The sequence below is a fragment of the Marinobacter sp. AN1 genome (assembly GCF_026013985.1).
Lineage (GTDB): Bacteria > Pseudomonadota > Gammaproteobacteria > Pseudomonadales > Oleiphilaceae > Marinobacter > Marinobacter segnicrescens.
Window position 1 is genome coordinate 615,318 of the sequence record NZ_CP110342.1, and the last position, 17,185, is coordinate 632,502.

Genomic DNA, 17,185 nt, shown 5'->3' on the forward strand with positions numbered 1-17,185 from the left:
AATCAGTGGTTGTGCGGATCAAAGCCGCCTTTGGCAATCTCAGAGGCCACAAAAAATGCGCCCCGCAAAACGACTCGTTGGCCCGCAGCCAGGCCGGAAACCTCACGGAGCCCGCCAATTGAGCGGCCCAGTTCCACTTCCACGGGTTCATACTCGCCTTCGGCCTCTTCCACATAGACCGTCCAGTCGCCGTCCGCGCCACGCATCAATGCAGTCTCCGGCACGGCAAGCACCGGCTCGCTGGTCTTAAAACGAAAATACACATCTGCGAACATTCCTGGATGAAAACGATCTTCAGGATTGTCCAGCTCAAGCCTGACAATCCGCGTGCGGGTCACAGGATCAATGGTGTGGGCTTCCTGGGACACCGTTGCCACGCCCACACGACCCGCTGCCCTGACTTCGGCTTCCGCGCCCTTCTCTAGAACAATGTCGGAGCTTGCTGGCAGATGGGCTTCTACCCAAAGCTCACTCTCATCAGCAAGAGTCACCAGCGGCTGGCCAGCCTCAACTCTTTGTCCTTGCTCAAACTCATCGGTCAGTACTGCACCATCCACGCGAGCCCTGAGCATGTATTCACCGAGACTATCCACCCCGCTGGCCTTCAACGCACCAATGTCATCATCGTTCAGCCCGTAAGCAAGCAGAGTCGCCCTTGCTGCTTCAATGTTGGCTTTCGCTGTATTGAACCGCTGATCGCCAACCACGGAACGACCCAGCCCGCTGATTCGCTTCCATTCAGGAAAAGCTTTCCTGTAATCCGCCTGCGCCTGTGCCACCGTCTCACTGAACAGGGTTACCAGCGGCTGGCCCTTGGTTACGTGCTCACCCAGTTCCACGTGACGCCGCAGCACCACTGAGGCAACCCGGGGGGACACGTGATAGCTGGTATAGCCGTTGGTCAGCAGCTCACCGGGAGCGTAGATTTCATAGTCAACGTGCTTGCTTTCGAGGGTTGCTACTTCAATGCCGGCGAGCTCTTTCTGTTTGGCATTGATGCTTGCGGTGGCCGCTTCTTCATGGCCACCGTTCTCGTCTTCGTGGCCGTGCCCCCCTTCCTCTTCATGATCACCTTCCTCCTCATGCTCACCTTCTTCACCATGATCTTCCTTATACTCGCCCTCCTCACCGGTGACTTCCTGATGATCGTCGCCACTGGCAGCATGATCATGACCGGCTTCCTGATGAGCATCTTCCTCTGCCTGTACAAAAGAAAGTGGGGCTGTAAGCAACGTCAATGCGAATACAGAAATCAGAGTTTTTTTCATAATGAATATCCAGTTTCCAGACTAGTATTGGAAGAGGGTGATCAGTTCGCCAGACTGGCTCAAGAGCTCAATCAGACCCAACTGCGCCTGCTTTTCCAGTTCAATACCGGTTTTCAGGCTCTCCGCGCGCTGGCCCAGCGCCTGGAGATACTCAGAGGTGGAGAGGTCGCCGACCTGCCACTGCTTCTCAAGCAAATCAGCACTTCGCTGTACACGCCCCTGGGAGAGTTCTGTCCATCGACGAAGTTGGGTGTCGTATCGCTTCCAGGCAGCTCGGCGCCCGCCAGATCATACTGCTGCTTCCGATAAAGTGCCTGAAACCGAGCCTCGGCCTCTAATGATCGTCGGTTGGCAGCCTGGATTTCGGCACGGTAGTTATTACGGACATTCAGAGGGATCGAGAACGTCAGGCCAACCAGGTTCTCACCGCCATCACGCCCTCCGCTCAGCCCGACCGTGGGAGATGCCGCCGCTCTGCGACTGACCACCTCGGCTTCGCTCCGCAGCACCTGCCACCTCGCGCGGGCAGCAGCAATTGACGGATGATCCAGCAAATTGTCGTTATCGACCCTGGAAGCAAGAGCCGGCCAAATGTGCCCGGGGATCCCCCCATCCTGAGGCCGCCAATCCGGCAGAAGCTCTCTGACCCGGGCTTGCGCCTGATCAACCGCAGCCTTTGCCTGGGCGAGTTCACTGAGCTGCTGAGAAAGGCTTAAAAAAAGCAACTCTGCATCGGTACTCCCCAGGTCGCCCGCCTGCTGGCGTTGCTCAACCTGCTCCAGCAAGGCATCCAGACGGTGTTGCTGGGATTCCGCAATTTCTTCGGCACGCGTCGCCGCGCGCCACTCGACAAGCGCAAACAGCGACTCGGACGTTTGTGCCAAAACCGCCTCGTTCAAATCAGCTTCAGCGGAAAGCCTGATCAGCTTTGCCTTGTCCTTTAGCGCACCCTGTTGATCAGACCAATCGATCGTTTGTGATAGCCCTGCCACAAAGTTGTTGTCACTGCCATTTCTGTCTGCTCCAACAGACAGCTCCGGGTTATACAGCGGTTGTTCGCTTGCCTCAGCATCCGCATCCCGGGCTGCCGCCTGCTCTGTCGCCGCCATGACATCCGGATGCTTGCTTATCTGGCCAGTGAGCCAATTTGTCCAATTCACAGTCTCCGCTTGACCGAACAGAGGAATAGACAATAGTACTGAACACAGCAACGCCCTGGGCGAGTGCTTGCTTGCCTTCATCGACTTTCTCCCGAAGGGGTTGTTAGCCACAATTCATGGGGGCGAGACGCCCATGACAAGGTAGGTGGAGATAGTAAGTGAAAAGGTTGAAATGAACTTGAATTTGGAAGGCATTAGCTCAGGGAACTTGAAAGTGCTCCTCAATAAGGGCGGGGAGAAGCGGCATCGCGACTCATGGCCACGATGCCGCCATCCAATCTAGGAAAAGCGCTGGTTTGATGCCGGTTGAAGTGCGCTCTCGTCGGTCGCACCATCGTCGATACGAACAGCCCGAACCAGGCGGGATACAAGCACCTTGCCGTCACCCGGGTGCCCTTCCTGGGTTCTGCCCGTTCTGACAATGAGTTCCACAACTTCACCAGCGACATCATCGGTCGCTACGTCTATTTCCAGCTTGACCATCTTCACTTTCTCCAGAGGCGACTCATCGCCGACCAGATGACCAAATTCGCCGAGAGACACGACAGCAATGCTTGTCACGCCCTTGACTCTGGCCAGAGCATCAACCACATGCTCTGCCATAACCTCTCTGACATAAGCCTTTATTTCATACATAAGCCTTCTCCTGCCTATCAGACTTCAACGTCACGACGTTCGGATGCAAACCACTGATACACGCTGGGCAACACTACCAACGTCAGCAACGTTGAAGTGATCAGACCGCCAACCACAACCGTTGCCAGTGGCCGTTGGACATTAGAGCCAATGCCATCGGCCAGCAGCAGGGGAATCAGCCCCAGAATAGCCACAGAGGCGGTCATCAGAACCGGCCGCAAACGGCGTTGAGCACCCAACTTGACTGCTTCAATGACTTCGTAGCCTTCGTCACGCAACTGATTGATGTAGCTCACCATCACCACACCGTTCAGTACGGCTACGCCGAACACCGCGATGAATCCCACGGCAGCGGGCACAGAGAGGTAAAGCCCCGTCACAAACAGCGCGACAATGCCACCAGTAACCGCAAAGGGCACATTCATGAAGATCAGCGCCGCATAGCGAAGACTACTGAATGCCGAAAAGAGAAGCAGGAAAATAAGCGCCAGGGTAATGGGCACAACGATCGCCAGCCGCGCCATGGCCCTTTCCTGGTTCTCAAACTGACCGCCGAACTCCACGAAATACCCCGGCGGCATGTCCACTTGCTCCTCGATCCGCTTGCGCAAATCCTGAACAACACCGCCCATATCGCGACCACGTACGTTCATCTGCACGTACTGTCGCCGACTGGCATTGGAGCGCGAAATTTTCTTGGGGCCAGCGTACATTTCAACATCGGCCACCCGTGAAAGCGGGATGAGCTCGCCACTATTACCCCGGAGGGGAAGCTTTCTGATTTCATCGATGGACCCGCGATAGGACTCTTGCAGCCGGGCGAAGATCTCAAATCGCCGGACACCGTCGAAGACCAGCCCCGCGCCTTTACCGCCAATCCCGGTTTCGACCGTACTCATCAGGTTATCAATGCTGATGCCAAACTGCGCCAGCACTTCACGGTCGGGGCGAATAACGATCTGTTTTTACCTGCGCTCTGCTGAGCGCGCACATCCGTTGCCCCCGGCACATCATTCGCCAGGGCCGCCACTTCCTTGCCGATCCGGCCCAACTCGTCGAGGTCGTCGCCGAAAATGCTGGCAACCAGTTGCGCCTGAACGCCTGAGAGGAGTTCGTCGGTTCTGAGCTGAATCGGTTGTGACAGATTGTTGGCAAGCCCGGGAACCCGCTCATCCAAAGACTCCGCAATCCGGCTCTGAAGGTCCTCATAGCTCACATCTTCTCGCCACTGATCCAGAGGCTTCAGATTGACGAGCGTCGCGACAACGTTCACGGATTCAGGATCACCGCCCACCTCGGCACGACCGATCCTGGCATAGGTGCCGGTGACCTCTGGAAATTCATCGACAACGGACTGAATCCGTTTGCCATACTTGATGGCGGATTCAAGACTGGCTCCAGGAGGCAGTGTCGAGCGAATCTGGAACGTGCCTTCCCTGAGCGTGGGCACGAACTCGCTCCCGAGATAGGGAAACAGCAGGAGACTGCCGGCAAAGGCAATGACGGCCACGCCCATTACAATTTTAGGGGCTTTGACGACAGTATTCACCACCGGCTTGTATAGCCGGTTCAGGAACAGAACCAGCTTCGGCTCTTTGTGTTGTCCACCCATCTTGAATGACAGCGAGGCCAGAACCGGCACCAACGTCAACGCGAGTAACAGCGCACCGATCAACGCAAAACTGATGGTGTAGGCCATGGGCGAAAACAGCTTGCCCTCGACGCCCTGCAGCGTAAATAGCGGCAGAAAGACAATAATAATGATGCCGATGGCAAAGACGATCGGACGAGCCACTTCCCGTGCGGATTCACCAACAAGCCTGAGCACGCTGATTTTCTCGTCCGATCGCTCTTCAATATGTCGGAAGATGTTCTCTATCATCACCACAGCGCCGTCCACCATCATGCCGATGCCGATAGCCAGCCCGCCCAGACTCATCAGGTTGGCCGACAGGCCCGACATGCGCATAGCAATGAACGCAAAGAGTACAGACAACGGCAACGTCGCCACCACGATCAGTGTGGAACGAATGTTTCCCAGGAACAGATAAAGGAACACCAGCACCAGAACCGAGCCCTCAAGCAACGCTTTCTCGACAGTGCCTATAGCCTTGCCCACCAACTCCGCCTGGGAGTAATACGCTTCGATCTTCAGACCCTCCGGAAGTGACTTGTTCAGGTCGTCGATTTTTGCATTGACGTCCTCAAGCACCTGGCTGGTGTTGGTCCCGATCAACTTCATCACGTAACCGCCAACGGACTCCTCACCCGAGGACACCTCTGCACCACGGCGAATTGCCGGTCCAAGACCAACCTCCGCAACATCCTTGACGTAAATTGGGGACTCCCCCTCACTCTTGGACACAATGATGTTCTGGATGTCTTTGATGCCTTCGGAACCAGAGTTGACCCAGCCGTAACCGCGAACAATGTATTCTTCACCTCCTCTGGTAATGAAAGAGGCGCCGACATTGCGATTGTTCTGGGTAAGGGCACCGCGAACATCCGAGACCGTCAGGCTCCTTGCCTGAAGCTTGTGCGCGTCGATATTGACCTGGTATTGCTTAACCTCGCCTCCGATGGACAGCACACCGGTTACCCCGGGTACGGTTCTGAGCTGCGGCTTAACAATCCAGTCCTGGATCGTGCGAATTTCCTGCAAGCTGTACTGGCTCTCGTCCTCAGCTTTCAGGGAATACATCAGGATACGTCCCAAGCCCGTGGTGATGGGTCCTAGTTCGGGTTCCCCCATGCCCTCCGGGATCTGGCGCTTGGCTTCTGAAAGCCGTTCGTTTACCAGCCGCCTGGCGAAGTATATATCGGTGCCATCTTCGAAATAGATGGTCACCCGGGAAAGCCCGAAAATCGACGTGCTCTGAACCTTCTGCAACTTGGGGATGCCGTACATGCTGATTTCAATGGGATAGGAAATCAGCGTTTCAATATCCACCGGCGACAGACCAGGACTGGTGGTAAACACCTGAACCATGGTCGGCGTCGCGTCCGGAAACGCATCCACCGGCAGTTTTTGAAATGAAAATACGCCGGCAACGATCACGGCGATAGCAAAAACAAGCGTCATCAGACGATTGTTCAGCGCATAATTCACAATTGCGTTGATCATGCTCCCCCCGGGGTTTAGTGTCCGTGAGCGGCGCTGCGGCCACTGGCGGTAATGGCCGACATCAGATCAAAAGCGCCTACTGAAACCACTTCCGTGTTTGCGCTAATGCCGGACTTGATCTCGATCCAGTCGTTTGCCTCCTTGCCAAGCGTGACGGGAACCGCCTTGTAAGCCCCTTTCTCATCGCCCGGAACAAACACAACGGAGTCATCGCCAATGGTTTGAACCGCATCATCCGGAACCAGCGGCAGTGAGGCCTCCGATTCCGTCATGATTCTGGCCGTGGCATAGGTATTCGGGCGAAGGTCGCCTCTGGGAGACTCCAGCACAACGCGAACCGGGATGGTGCGGGTCTTTTCATCGAGCATGCTCGACACCCAGGATACCTGCCCACTGTGAAACCGGTCAGAACTTGAATCCCTGGAGGAAATCTGAACCTCGTCTCCCGTTGAAATCTGGTCAATATCGGATTCGGACACCTGAAGAATGGCCCACAACACCGAGGCATCCGCCACGATGAAAGGCGTATCCGACGGACTCAGCGTTTGCCCCAGACGAACATGCATCTGCTCGACACGCCCCTCAATGGGTGAGCGGAGCGCGTATTGCGCCAGCCCCCCACTGTCACCTGACGACTCGCTGCCGTAAACCGCCAGTTGTTCCCGCACGGAATCGTACTCCGCTTTTGTTTCAAGAAAGGCAGCCTTGGCATCCAGGAACTCTTCTTCACTGGAAATACCCTGTCCCTGCAACTCCCTTTCACGATTGTAGTCAGACTCGGCCGCTTCTTTGCGGGCCTCCAGCGAGATTAACCGGGAGCGAATCCGGGCCAGCTCCACACTGTTCAGGGTTGCCAGTAACTGCCCCTTATTGACACGATCCCCCAGATCAACCGCCAACCCTGTCAGTTTTCCCTCCAGCAGCGGACCAACCTCGGCCACGCGGTCCGGCACATACTGAATCTCGGCAGGTGCCGTAACAATTGCGCCAGCGCGCCCCTTGGCAGCCGTCACCGTCTCAATGGACAATAACTCTGTCTGCTCCGGCGTCAGATGGATCTGGCGGGACTGGTTCTCCTCTCCGGCATGCTCGACGCTTTCATCACCGTGTTGGTCACCTCCAGCTTCTCCGGCAGCGTATGCTTGCTGCAGGCTCAGAATGCTGGCAACTATTAAAAATATCTTCAGATTGCGAATCATTCATTCACCCTCGCTATTTAAAGAACGGTCAGTTTTGAATTTCGTACCCTCAGGAACCGGCTGACATCGACAGAGCACCTCCTGTGCTTATCTCCAGCGCCCGGACGGCATCGATATAATCATTCTGCGCCTGAACGTATTCCTGCCTTACCGACAGGAGATTGTCCTGTGCCGCCAGAACATCCGAGGCACCGACCTTGCCCGCCCGAAGTGCTTTCTGCATCAACTGTAATGTTTCCTCTGAACGCTCCAGGATCGACTCGTTCATCTGGCGCAGCCGAACGGCGGTGGATTCGTACCGGGCCACAGCTGACACAACCTGACGCTCTGTAGCCAGGCGCAAGGCCTCTGCCTCAAGCTCGGAGGTTTTCAGCCGCGCAGCAGCTTGTCTCTGCTCACCGGAATAATCATGAAAAACGGTCAAAGGCATCGACACCCCTGCACCGAAAAGGTTGGAGCCTTCCTCACGATCATAAAATCCGAAGACTTTCAGATTTGGAATCGTCAGGCTTTTCGCAACTTCAAGGCCAGATTCATCCGCTGCAATTCTGGCGGCCGCCGCTTTCAGGTCCGCTCTCTGACTCTGTGCCATCTCGACAAGCTGGCTGGTCGGAGGCAGGTCTTCGAGCGTCACATCAAGCTCGCCGGTCACCCCAACGGCATCGGAGGGGGACACCCCGAGCACTTCGGTAAGGTCAATTTTTGATTGCTCGAGCTTTTGTTCCGCCGAGGCTTTTTGATTCCGGGCCCTGGCAAGCCCAATGACTGCGGTATTGAGATCAATCCGGGTTTGTTTACCCTGTTTTACGGACATTTCAACCAGGTCTTTGGTGCGTTGCATAAGTTCAACGGCACGGGTTGCGGTTTCCAACTCTTTCTGAGCCAGCAGTATCCGGAAATAGGCGGCCCGCACCCGCGCCTTGGTGGCTACCTTCAGGTATTCAAGCTCCTGTTGCCGGGACGTGAGATTACTCCGGGCACGCGACTGCCCAAGGTCGCCGCGATTACCCATCCAGATCTCCTGAGTAACCCTCACCCCATATTCCAGGGACTCGTCGGCCTGATCCGGGGCCTGACGGGCCCCCAACTCAAACTCTGGATTGCTCGGCGCCCAGCGGCTGGCATGATCAAGCTGTCCCTGCTGTATCGAGACCGCGGCCCGCCTCAAAGCCAATACCGGGCTATTCTCGAAAGCCATCACCATGGCCTGGTTCAGGGAAACAGCCTGGCTGGCTTTGGCCTGCTGATATTCTTTCAGCGACACACTCTCTTTTGCCTGGGCCGACACCATAGGAGAGACGGCCAAGGCTCCCGGAACTATCATCGCGCACAACAACAATCGTTTGTTCATTCAGTATCATCCTGGCTGTTTGACTGAGGTCAGTGAGTCAGCATTTTTGCGTGGGAATCTGGAACGACCTTACAGACAAACCTTTAATACAGTTTGAAATTCAGGCACCGGATAAGAAATGAGCTTTGGCGGCAGGGGGGGGCAGAGGTAAGGGCGAGGATGTCGAGTCACCGGGCGTCAAGGCAGGCGCACGATGGGTGGGTCTGTGCAATATAAACAAAAAACCGGCCCAAACGACGGGCCGGTTTCTTAGTTAAAATGTGAATTGGGTGTGATCGCTGGTCCGATCAGAAACTCTTGCTCCAACCCAGCCAGAACTTCGGGTCATCCGAGTTGACAGAGCCAAGCGCGTCGGTTGACTCAATGTCCGCGTACTCCACGTTAACACTGAAGGAACCGAAGTTTCCCGCATCCTTGGTAACGTTGGCGGCGACGTGTGAATAACTTGCCTCACCGACAGAAGCCTTGCCGTCGTCAGCGAAGTCGTAATAGCCGAGCGTCACACCGGCACTGTAGCTGTCCTGCAGAGGCACCCCAACAGAGGCGTAGTAATAGGCATCCCCCTGCACGAACAACCCATCACCACTGGTGTCACTGTTGACCGTGTAGGCCAGGCCGATGGCGGCAATGCCATAACTGATCTCGCCGTAAAGTTCGCCGAAGTCAATGGAGTCCGGCGCGTCAGGATACGCATAATAAATATACCCAACGTCATAGCCCAACTCTTCCACAGAGCCGGAGAATCCGGCATAAAGATCAAGCTCATAGCTGGTGCCGTCACCAAAATCGACATTGGAACCCCAGCCACCGGCGTAGAAGCCCGACGCATGCTCATAATCCAACCCTCCCTGGACAGCCGCAGCCCCGTCTGTCTGGGTGACGCCCCGGAACAGATAGTTGCTGCTGGCGCTCACATTTGAGCTGACGTCAGCGCTAACAATGGCGGGCGCAGCCTGAAGTGCTGCAAGCAAAGTGATACTGATAAATCCGGATTTGGTGAAAAACTGCTTCTTCATAATGGATGCCTTCGGTTGGGTTTCATTGCTCCAAATATGATTTAGCAAAAGTCTTGCCACATCTTATTTATTCTTTTTTATCATTATTATAGAGACAAATCGGCACATTCTGAGCTTGCCCCCGAAAAACGACCCAACACCTAGCGCCCCAGAACCTGTCACCGGCCCGGACCAGCGCCCTGTTTTGATGCATTCTCTGTAACCATTCTGTAATCTTTGCCAAATAGACTTTAATAGCGCTTCAACACACACAAGCAAACCGAAAAAGGTGAGACAGATCATGAGCAAGAAATATTTGGGCTTGGCTTTGGCGATTTCTGCCGCTTCTGCTGCACAGGCCGGAAACGTTACGACCAGCGGCGAAGACCTTGTGATCGATACCGACAGCGGTATCAAAGTGAAAGTGTCGGATAACTCTGCGTCTTTTCAGCTCGGCGGGCGCATTCAGTGGGATTACGACGCCACGCAGTCTGACGACAACGGTGTTGACACTACCGATTTCGATGTGCGCCGGGCACGCCTCTACGCCAAGGGCCACTTTGGCGACTGGGCGTACAAGACCCAGTTCAACGTCGCTGAAAGTGATGGCGCCGACGGCGGTACTGCTGAAGACCTGTACATTCGTTACATGGGATTTGGCTCAGCTGCAACCGTGACTATCGGTAAACAGAAAGAGCCATTCGGCCTGGAAGAATTAACGAGCTCAAAAGACATCTCAGCGCTTGAGCGATCTGCCATGACCGAGCGTTATGCCCCCGGTCGCAGCGGTGGCATCCAGCTCAGCGGCAAGGGCAGCAACTGGACCTACGGTATCGGCTATTTCGAGGCAGACGGCGATGGCAGCGACGACTTCAATAACACGGCAGTAACCGCGCGGGGCACATTTGCACCCGTTCAAACGAATAATGCTGTTGTTCATCTTGGCGCGGGCTATACCACGCGTGACGCCGACGTTCAGGCCGATGAGGTCGATACGTTTAATCTGGAATTGGCCGGCGCTTCCGGGCCCTTCCATGCCCAGGCCGAATATTTCGATTCCGAGGAAGGTCAGGTAGATGTTGATGGTTATTACGTACAGCTTGGTTGGGTTGTCACCGGCGAAAGCCGTCCTTACAAGGCTGGGGCGTTCAAGCGGGTAAAACCGGCATCACCCAAAGGGGCCTGGGAAGTTGTTGCCCGCTTTGAGGATGGTGACGGAAAATACAGTGATGTGGGGCTGGCCACAACTGACGGCGAGCAAACGACACTGGGGCTCAACTATTACGCCAACAGTAATGTCCGACTTGGCGTGAGCTATATGGATGGGGAAGAAGCCAATGGCACTAGTGGAGATGAAGTGCGTGCAAGGTTGCAATATGCATTTTGAACGCATGGGAGGGGGCTTGGTTGAGCTCACCACTTGATAGGGCACTGGTACGGGAAACATTGCGATCAAAAACAATCGGAAAATTCAGTTAGAGTTCAGTTTAGCTTGATATAGTTCTTGCGAGTTAATGAAGTACTCAGGTTTTTAGGGCAGATATTCATCTGCCCATTTTTTTGTCTGCCCCGCTCTGAATAGAGTTCATCTGAAGTTTCTGGGTACATAGCTATCTGGCAATAATCAATTCCTGAAAAAGGGGCGCACCGACGCGCACGTGGAGTCGTCTGGCAGTCTGTCGGGATTAGGTTGTTAGGTCTCTCATAGCCAGAAAACCCCGGCTGGAAACCGGGGCTATGACAGAGAGGGAATGCAAAGGCGAACTCGCCGCCGATCAGTTGGCCTTGGGTTGTTGATCAGAAATTAACGCTGATCCCCAGCGAAGCGGTACGTGGCATGTTTGGCCTGGCGCCATCGGGCAAACGTGAGACAATTTGCTGTTCATCGAACAGGTTGTCCACTTTCAGGAAGACATCGGCACTGGCGGTCAGTGCGTAGCGGCTGATGAAATCGACCAGGAACAGGGACTCGGTCTCGTCCAGTTTCGTGGCGGTGTTGTTGCATCCCGCGCTGACACACATCTCATCGACGTAGGTGGCCACAAGGTAGTTGTCCCAGCCACTCGGGTGTTCCATGCCTGTCCGGAAGCTCATCTGGTTTTCAGGTACGTCCTTGAGCTGCTCGCCTTTTTTCAGGCCCGAAGCGGCATTGTCCTTGCTGATTTCCGCCTGGGTAAAGGTGTAGGTAAGGCTGACCGGAAGGTAGAACTCGCCTGCCCGGGTGCCGGTCTGGAGCTGGAACTCAACACCGGAAATTTCAGCCTCGCCGGTTACAAAGCTGCCAGAGGTGGCGCCATTGCTGCACGGCGAGCCCACGGAACAGTTTTCGGCCTTGTTGGAGAAGTCGCTGTAGAAGCCGATCATTTCCGCGAAGAACGCATTGCCAAAGTACCGGAGGCCGGCCTCCCAGTTCTTGCTGGTTTCCGGATCTTCGTTTGCCCTGGCACCACCTCCGAGAGGGGAGAAACCCCGGTGCACACCGCCCAGAACCTGCCAGCTTTGGGTCAGGTCGTAGGTAAAGGAAGCGCCGGGCAGGAGTTCAGCGCTGTCATTGGCGCGGGTGCTGTCGATGGTTGTGCGGCCGGGATCCGCGTATTGGGTGCGACTGGTCTGCACATCTTCGTAGCGCAGGGCCAGATTAATGCTGAGCTTGTCCGTCGCCTGCCATTTGTCGAGTGCCCAGAAGCTCAGGGCTTCGCCGGTCTCGAAGCGGTTGTTGCTGCCCGTTGGGGCCACGCTGTTCTGGAACACCAGGGAGCCATTGACCTGGTCGTACACATCCACCGGCTGGAAGCGATCCATTTCATCTTCGTGGGCGCGGGCGCCGAAGTCGAATTCGTGGTTGCCAATGTTTACATCGAAGTTTGTCTGCACGCCCTGGGAGACGTACTCTCTGGCGTTGTTCTTGTAATTCAGGCCGCTGGTGTCAACGGTACCGTCGAGAATACCCTGGGCATTGGCGTCACCGGCGTTTGCCTGGTCGATGATGTTTCCGGCGCCACTGAGCTTGTACCAATTGCGTTTGAAGTCGTTGCGATAGAGGGTTGTGGTGCTGCTTACATTGTCGCTCCACTCGAACTGATGAGTCAGGCTGACACCGGAGTGAGTATTATCCATCTGGTCGGGACTGGAAAGCCCGTAGCGCCGGTTGGGGTCCTGGTTGAAGTCCGCATCCGTCAGTCCGACATAGGTCGAGTTGGAGGTTTCCTCGGAATACTGCAGCTTGGCGGTCACGCTCTGGCGATCACCCTGCCAGCGTAGCTTGCCGACATAATCACTGATGTCGAAGCCACTGTTGCGGTTACTTCGGTCAATGTCCTTGAAGCCTTGCGCTGAGCGCTGGACCGTTTCAAACAGGTAACCCCAGTCACCGTTCGTGTCGCCATAGGTTGCATGAACGTCGGTGGAGCCGCGCTCGTTGGTGACGGCTTCGACGTAGCCCTTCTGCTCGTCGGGAATGGGTGTGGAAATCAGGTTGATCACGCCGCCGGTGGTTTGCGGACCATAGCGCAGCAGCGGGGCACCCTTGAGTACTTCCAGCGAGGACATGCGCTTGAACGTCGGGAAATAATAGGCGGCCGGATTGGAGTAGGGCGCCGGGGCGATCAGAACGCCATCTTCCATCAGTGTGACGTTGCTGCTGCGCTCGGCGGTGGCACCGCGAATGCCAATGTTAGGGCGCAGGCCCTGACCTTCCTCTTCCCGTACATACACGCCCGGGACGGTTTTCAATACCTGGTTGATGTCGGCCTCAACCTCGGTTTTCAACTGCTGATCGCCAACTACATAGCCTGACCCCGGCAGAGTTTGGGCTGCAGACGCATCGCCAATGATTTCCAGGGCTTCAAGGGTCTGGGGCTGGTCATCGCCAGCGGCAGAGCCCATGGCTGGGGCCAGGCTGATCGCCACAGCCAGTGATAGTTGGGAAGGTCTAAACATACGGTTGTTCTCCGTTATCATTGAATTTGCCGGATACAGGTGATAATGATTAGCATTACATTTCGAAACTTTATGGTTTTGTAACTATTAAGTCAATAGCCAATTCTTATGGGTCGAAACGTGTCAACAGGCTGAAAACCGTCAACTCCCGCTTTTCCTTTATCGACCGAGAGGATTGTTCAGATAGCTTGCGGGTATGCCGATGCTAATGACGTCAACACCCTGCGCCATGGCCCGGTGTTCAAGCCGGACGCCGAGTGAAACCGCTTGAGGCAGAGTAGGGTCTGGCCAGCGCGCCGGCCTTCTCAGCCCTGGAGAATGCTGTGAGTGCCTAGGGTGTGCGGGTAATTCTATAAACTAGAGGCTGCCGGGGAGGGTCACGAGATTTACTCTAGGCTGTGTATAGGGTCAGAGCTACGGCATCCTTCAGCGTCAAATCAAGTTGATTCTGAGAGGCGTCAAATTGTTTGTCGCATTATGCTGGTTTACTAAGCAGCCTCGCCGAACTGGAGCCGAGTCTGGGTTGTTCCTGCTGGTCTACTGGAGTTCTCGTTTTTCTGTCGAGTTTTCCGCCTCTCCGATCCGCATTTGGGGTTCATTGCCTTTGGCAGGCTGACTATGGGGCAGCTGTTAAATCTGCAAATGATCATTGGTGGCTTTTTCTAGGATTTGAGGAAATAAGCGCCGCACAGTCCTTCAAGCCCAGAGGTATCTCAATGGAATGAGCCGCAAACGAGGCCCGTAGGGACGGCTCTGTGAGACGGATGAGGTGATGGCACCTTGTCCTGCTCGTTTTGTCTGTGAGCTTTTGGAGGTACCCCTTGCGAGTCAGGCTCAATCTGACCGATATCAAGGTTGCCGCGGACATAGGCGCCCTAAACTGAATTATCGACTCATGAATGAAACATTGACTCCACTCACCCCTTATACGGCCACAGAAGGTACCACTAGGATGAAAACGATGCTAACGCCGCTCACTGCCAGGAAAGGCCAAAGAAACCAGAAGTCGTTGCTGGCCTTGGCCATTGGTTCACTTCTGGCCTCTTCCGCGACGCCTGTCCTGTCCCAGACCCTTACCGACGCCTTGACCGGGGGAGCGGTTTCGCTTGAAGTTCGCTACCGTTACGAATTTGTGGATCAGGACAACCCTCTCGATCAAGCCCATGCTTCCACCGTTCGAACCCGACTGGGGTACCGGACTGGTGATTTCCAGGGGTTTGAGGTGTTTGCCGAGGCGGAAGATGTTACCGCTGTGGGGAATGAGAACTACAATAGCACCATTAATGATACAACCGATCACTCAGTGGTCGCTGATCCGACGGAAACCGAAGTCAACCAAATTTACGTACGTTACAAAGGCCTTCCGGATACCACACTGACCTATGGTCGTCAGCGCTTTGCTCTGGACAATCACCGGTTTATAGGCACAGTTGGCTGGCGCCAGAATGAGCAGACCTTCGATGCCTTTATCGGCGCCAACGAGTCGCTTCCAGACACGACGATTACAGCGGGCTATCTTTACAATGCTAACCGGATATTCTCGGACGCCAGCCCGAATGGCAATTTCCCCATGCAGTCGCCGATTCTTAATGTTCAGTATCAGGGGTTGGCCGCCGGAACCCTTACCGCCTACGGATATCTGTTCGACTTTACCACCGCAGACGTCAACTCAACCCAGAATTTTGGCTTGCGATTCACTGGTGGCACCGATGTAACGGAAGACGCCAAAGTCCTGTACACTCTGGAGTACGCAATCCAGAAGGACTATGCAGACAACCCGCAAAGCTTTGAGGCCGCCTATTGGCTGGCGGAAGCGGGCCTCGCCGCGTATGGCGTTACGGTCAAGGTGGGCATGGAAACCCTGGAGTCGGACGACGGCCGATCATTTCAGACTCCTCTGGCTACGCTTCACGCAATGAACGGTTGGGCCGACCAGTTCTTGGTCACCCCGGACGATGGCCTGCAGGATCTTTACGTATCGGCGGGTGCCGCAGTAAAGGGAGTCAAGTTGCTGGCCATATTTCATGACTACAGCAGTGACATCAATAGCTTGAGCTATGGCTCTGAGCTGGGGCTGCTGGCTGCCTACCCAGTCAACAAACATTACACGGTGGGTGCCAAGTTCGCCAGCTATGCCGAGGATGGTCGCGGTGTGGATACGGACAAGGCCTGGTTGTGGGGACAGGTCAAGTTCTGACTTTCTCACTGTTGCGTTAATCAGACATCCGCCTGAAAGAAAGCGGAGTCACCCCGACCGAGGGGAAGATAATCCGAATGGCAAGGGCCACTGGCTAACGGTGCGGTCGAGGAGGCCTCAGGAAGTTTTCCGCACACAACACGAATCGCGGTCAGCTCTGTTACGCAGGCGTGTGGCTGGCCGGCGATCATCCGCGACTTACGGGTCTTAAGCCCTCCGCGAATGGTTTCAAGGACGGCGCTCGGTCCGTGGCAATGTCATAAATTTACAGAAATTGATGTGTTATCTATGCTTTATGCAGAAGCTAAACAACAAGGAGAAACAAGATGGGTAAAGCTATTAATGGTAAGTTCGAGAACATGGATCAGGCACACAATACGCGAGACGACCTTATTGGCAGCGAAATTCCACAGGATCTGATCTATATTGATAAGGATGAGCAGACGATCCGGGTGATGTTGCCGGCGGAGGAAGCAAGAGAAGTCTATGAAATATTTGACCGACACGGTGTCACTTATAAGTGAACGCTCGTTAACATAGATCCCTGATCTTCAAGCCGCCTTCTTTCGCCTTAGCTCCACTCGCATGACGTTAATACCGCCTGTGCGACCCAGCCGATCAACGTGGCGAGAGGCCCATAGGAGATGACGCCTTTATAATCCACGTCATAGGGAGCAAGCTCTTCCGCCAGATCGATATAGACCCTCGGGGTGACAAAATTGTTTTTGCTTTCAAAAGGTTCCTTTAAGCTGTCGCGAGTGGTTTACCCACCAACCATCAGATCTTTTAACCAACCCTGCTTCAGGCAGCGTTTGAACTCGCTGTGGCTCAGTTCCCTGTAGATGACGGTTATGCCCAGAAGCTCTGAAACAGCAACGCCCCCCCACACCGCGCCGCAAAAAGGTAGACTAAGTGTAGTTGATGCCTTTTCCCATGCTTTCTTGCTCAATGACAGTCACTGTTTTTGGTCAGGTGTGCGAGATTGTCGAGCTCACACTCCTCGCTGTAATGAATCAGCCCGCGTTTTACCTGTTCCGCCATACCTTTTGACAGCCGGGCTGCCGCCTGTTCGATGGTTTTTTCGATATCTTCCAGGGAAGCCTGCAGCAGATCGTAAGTCACATACAGCTCCTGATCCGTGAAGTCCACTGCATCAATACCCATCAGCGACTGCAGTGATGTTTTCAAATCAGCCTTGAGGTCATCGCTGATTATTTCGCGGAGTCGCATGCGGCGTTTTTTTAGAATCACTTGATTTTTCTGCTTGGGCGACAATCCGTGTTGAGGATCGCCCACAAACAGATGCGGGCGGGATT

General features: G+C 55.0%; 13 protein-coding genes. 3 read left to right on the forward strand and 10 right to left on the reverse strand.

What is annotated here, in order from left to right:
• Positions 1-2: 2 nt before the first annotated feature.
• The 8 genes from LJ360_RS02695 to LJ360_RS02730 all read right to left on the reverse strand — a co-directional run bounded on the left by LJ360_RS02695 (position 3) and on the right by LJ360_RS02730 (position 9,754).
• Complete coding sequence (locus tag LJ360_RS02695; RefSeq protein ID WP_008174785.1) at positions 3-1,268, reverse strand: efflux RND transporter periplasmic adaptor subunit; 1,266 nt, start codon at positions 1,266-1,268, stop codon at positions 3-5.
• 113 nt (positions 1,269-1,381) lie between these two features.
• Positions 1,382-2,509, reverse strand: coding sequence for a TolC family protein (locus LJ360_RS02700; RefSeq protein WP_264995183.1), 1,128 nt, complete (start codon positions 2,507-2,509; stop codon positions 1,382-1,384).
• 198 nt (positions 2,510-2,707) lie between these two features.
• Positions 2,708-3,064 (reverse strand): P-II family nitrogen regulator, encoded by a 357-nt coding sequence (locus LJ360_RS02705; RefSeq protein ID WP_264995184.1) that lies wholly within the window; start codon positions 3,062-3,064, stop codon positions 2,708-2,710.
• A 17-nt stretch (positions 3,065-3,081) separates the two neighbouring features.
• Positions 3,082-3,999, reverse strand: a complete 918-nt coding sequence (locus LJ360_RS02710) for an efflux RND transporter permease subunit (protein ID WP_264995185.1) — start codon at positions 3,997-3,999, stop codon at positions 3,082-3,084.
• Entirely contained in the window at positions 3,963-6,188 is a 2,226-nt protein-coding gene (locus LJ360_RS02715; RefSeq protein WP_264995186.1) for an efflux RND transporter permease subunit, read from the reverse strand. The genes LJ360_RS02710 and LJ360_RS02715 overlap by 37 nt, the downstream gene beginning before the upstream one ends.
• A 14-nt stretch (positions 6,189-6,202) precedes the next feature.
• Positions 6,203-7,387, reverse strand: coding sequence for an efflux RND transporter periplasmic adaptor subunit (locus LJ360_RS02720; RefSeq protein WP_264995187.1), 1,185 nt, complete (start codon positions 7,385-7,387; stop codon positions 6,203-6,205).
• A gap of 49 nt (positions 7,388-7,436) precedes the next feature.
• Positions 7,437-8,651, reverse strand: a complete 1,215-nt coding sequence (locus tag LJ360_RS02725; RefSeq protein ID WP_264995188.1) for a TolC family protein — start codon at positions 8,649-8,651, stop codon at positions 7,437-7,439.
• A 374-nt stretch (positions 8,652-9,025) separates the two neighbouring features.
• Positions 9,026-9,754 (reverse strand): TorF family putative porin, encoded by a 729-nt coding sequence (locus tag LJ360_RS02730; RefSeq protein ID WP_264995189.1) that lies wholly within the window; start codon positions 9,752-9,754, stop codon positions 9,026-9,028.
• A gap of 280 nt (positions 9,755-10,034) precedes the next feature.
• Here LJ360_RS02730 and LJ360_RS02735 point away from each other — a divergent pair, with 280 nt between their 5' ends.
• Positions 10,035-11,120 (forward strand): OprO/OprP family phosphate-selective porin, encoded by a 1,086-nt coding sequence (locus LJ360_RS02735; protein WP_264995190.1) that lies wholly within the window; start codon positions 10,035-10,037, stop codon positions 11,118-11,120.
• A 410-nt stretch (positions 11,121-11,530) separates the two neighbouring features.
• On the opposite strand, the gene LJ360_RS02740 is transcribed toward LJ360_RS02735, so the two are convergent.
• The gene (locus LJ360_RS02740) at positions 11,531-13,672 is read right to left on the reverse strand and encodes a TonB-dependent receptor family protein (protein ID WP_199451734.1); all 2,142 of its coding nucleotides are present in this window, start codon (positions 13,670-13,672) and stop codon (positions 11,531-11,533) included.
• Positions 13,673-14,567: 895 nt separating this feature from the next.
• Here LJ360_RS02740 and LJ360_RS02745 point away from each other — a divergent pair.
• Both LJ360_RS02745 and LJ360_RS02750 read left to right on the forward strand, forming a co-directional pair.
• The gene (locus LJ360_RS02745; protein ID WP_264995191.1) at positions 14,568-15,869 is read left to right on the forward strand and encodes an alginate export family protein; all 1,302 of its coding nucleotides are present in this window, start codon (positions 14,568-14,570) and stop codon (positions 15,867-15,869) included.
• Between the two features lie 326 nt (positions 15,870-16,195).
• Entirely contained in the window at positions 16,196-16,393 is a 198-nt protein-coding gene (locus LJ360_RS02750; protein ID WP_091855216.1) for a hypothetical protein, read from the forward strand.
• A 421-nt stretch (positions 16,394-16,814) separates the two neighbouring features.
• Here the strand turns inward: LJ360_RS02750 and LJ360_RS02755 are convergent, their stop codons facing one another.
• The gene (locus LJ360_RS02755; RefSeq protein ID WP_264995192.1) at positions 16,815-17,165 is read right to left on the reverse strand and encodes a hypothetical protein; all 351 of its coding nucleotides are present in this window, start codon (positions 17,163-17,165) and stop codon (positions 16,815-16,817) included.
• Between the last annotated feature and the right edge of the window lie 20 nt (positions 17,166-17,185).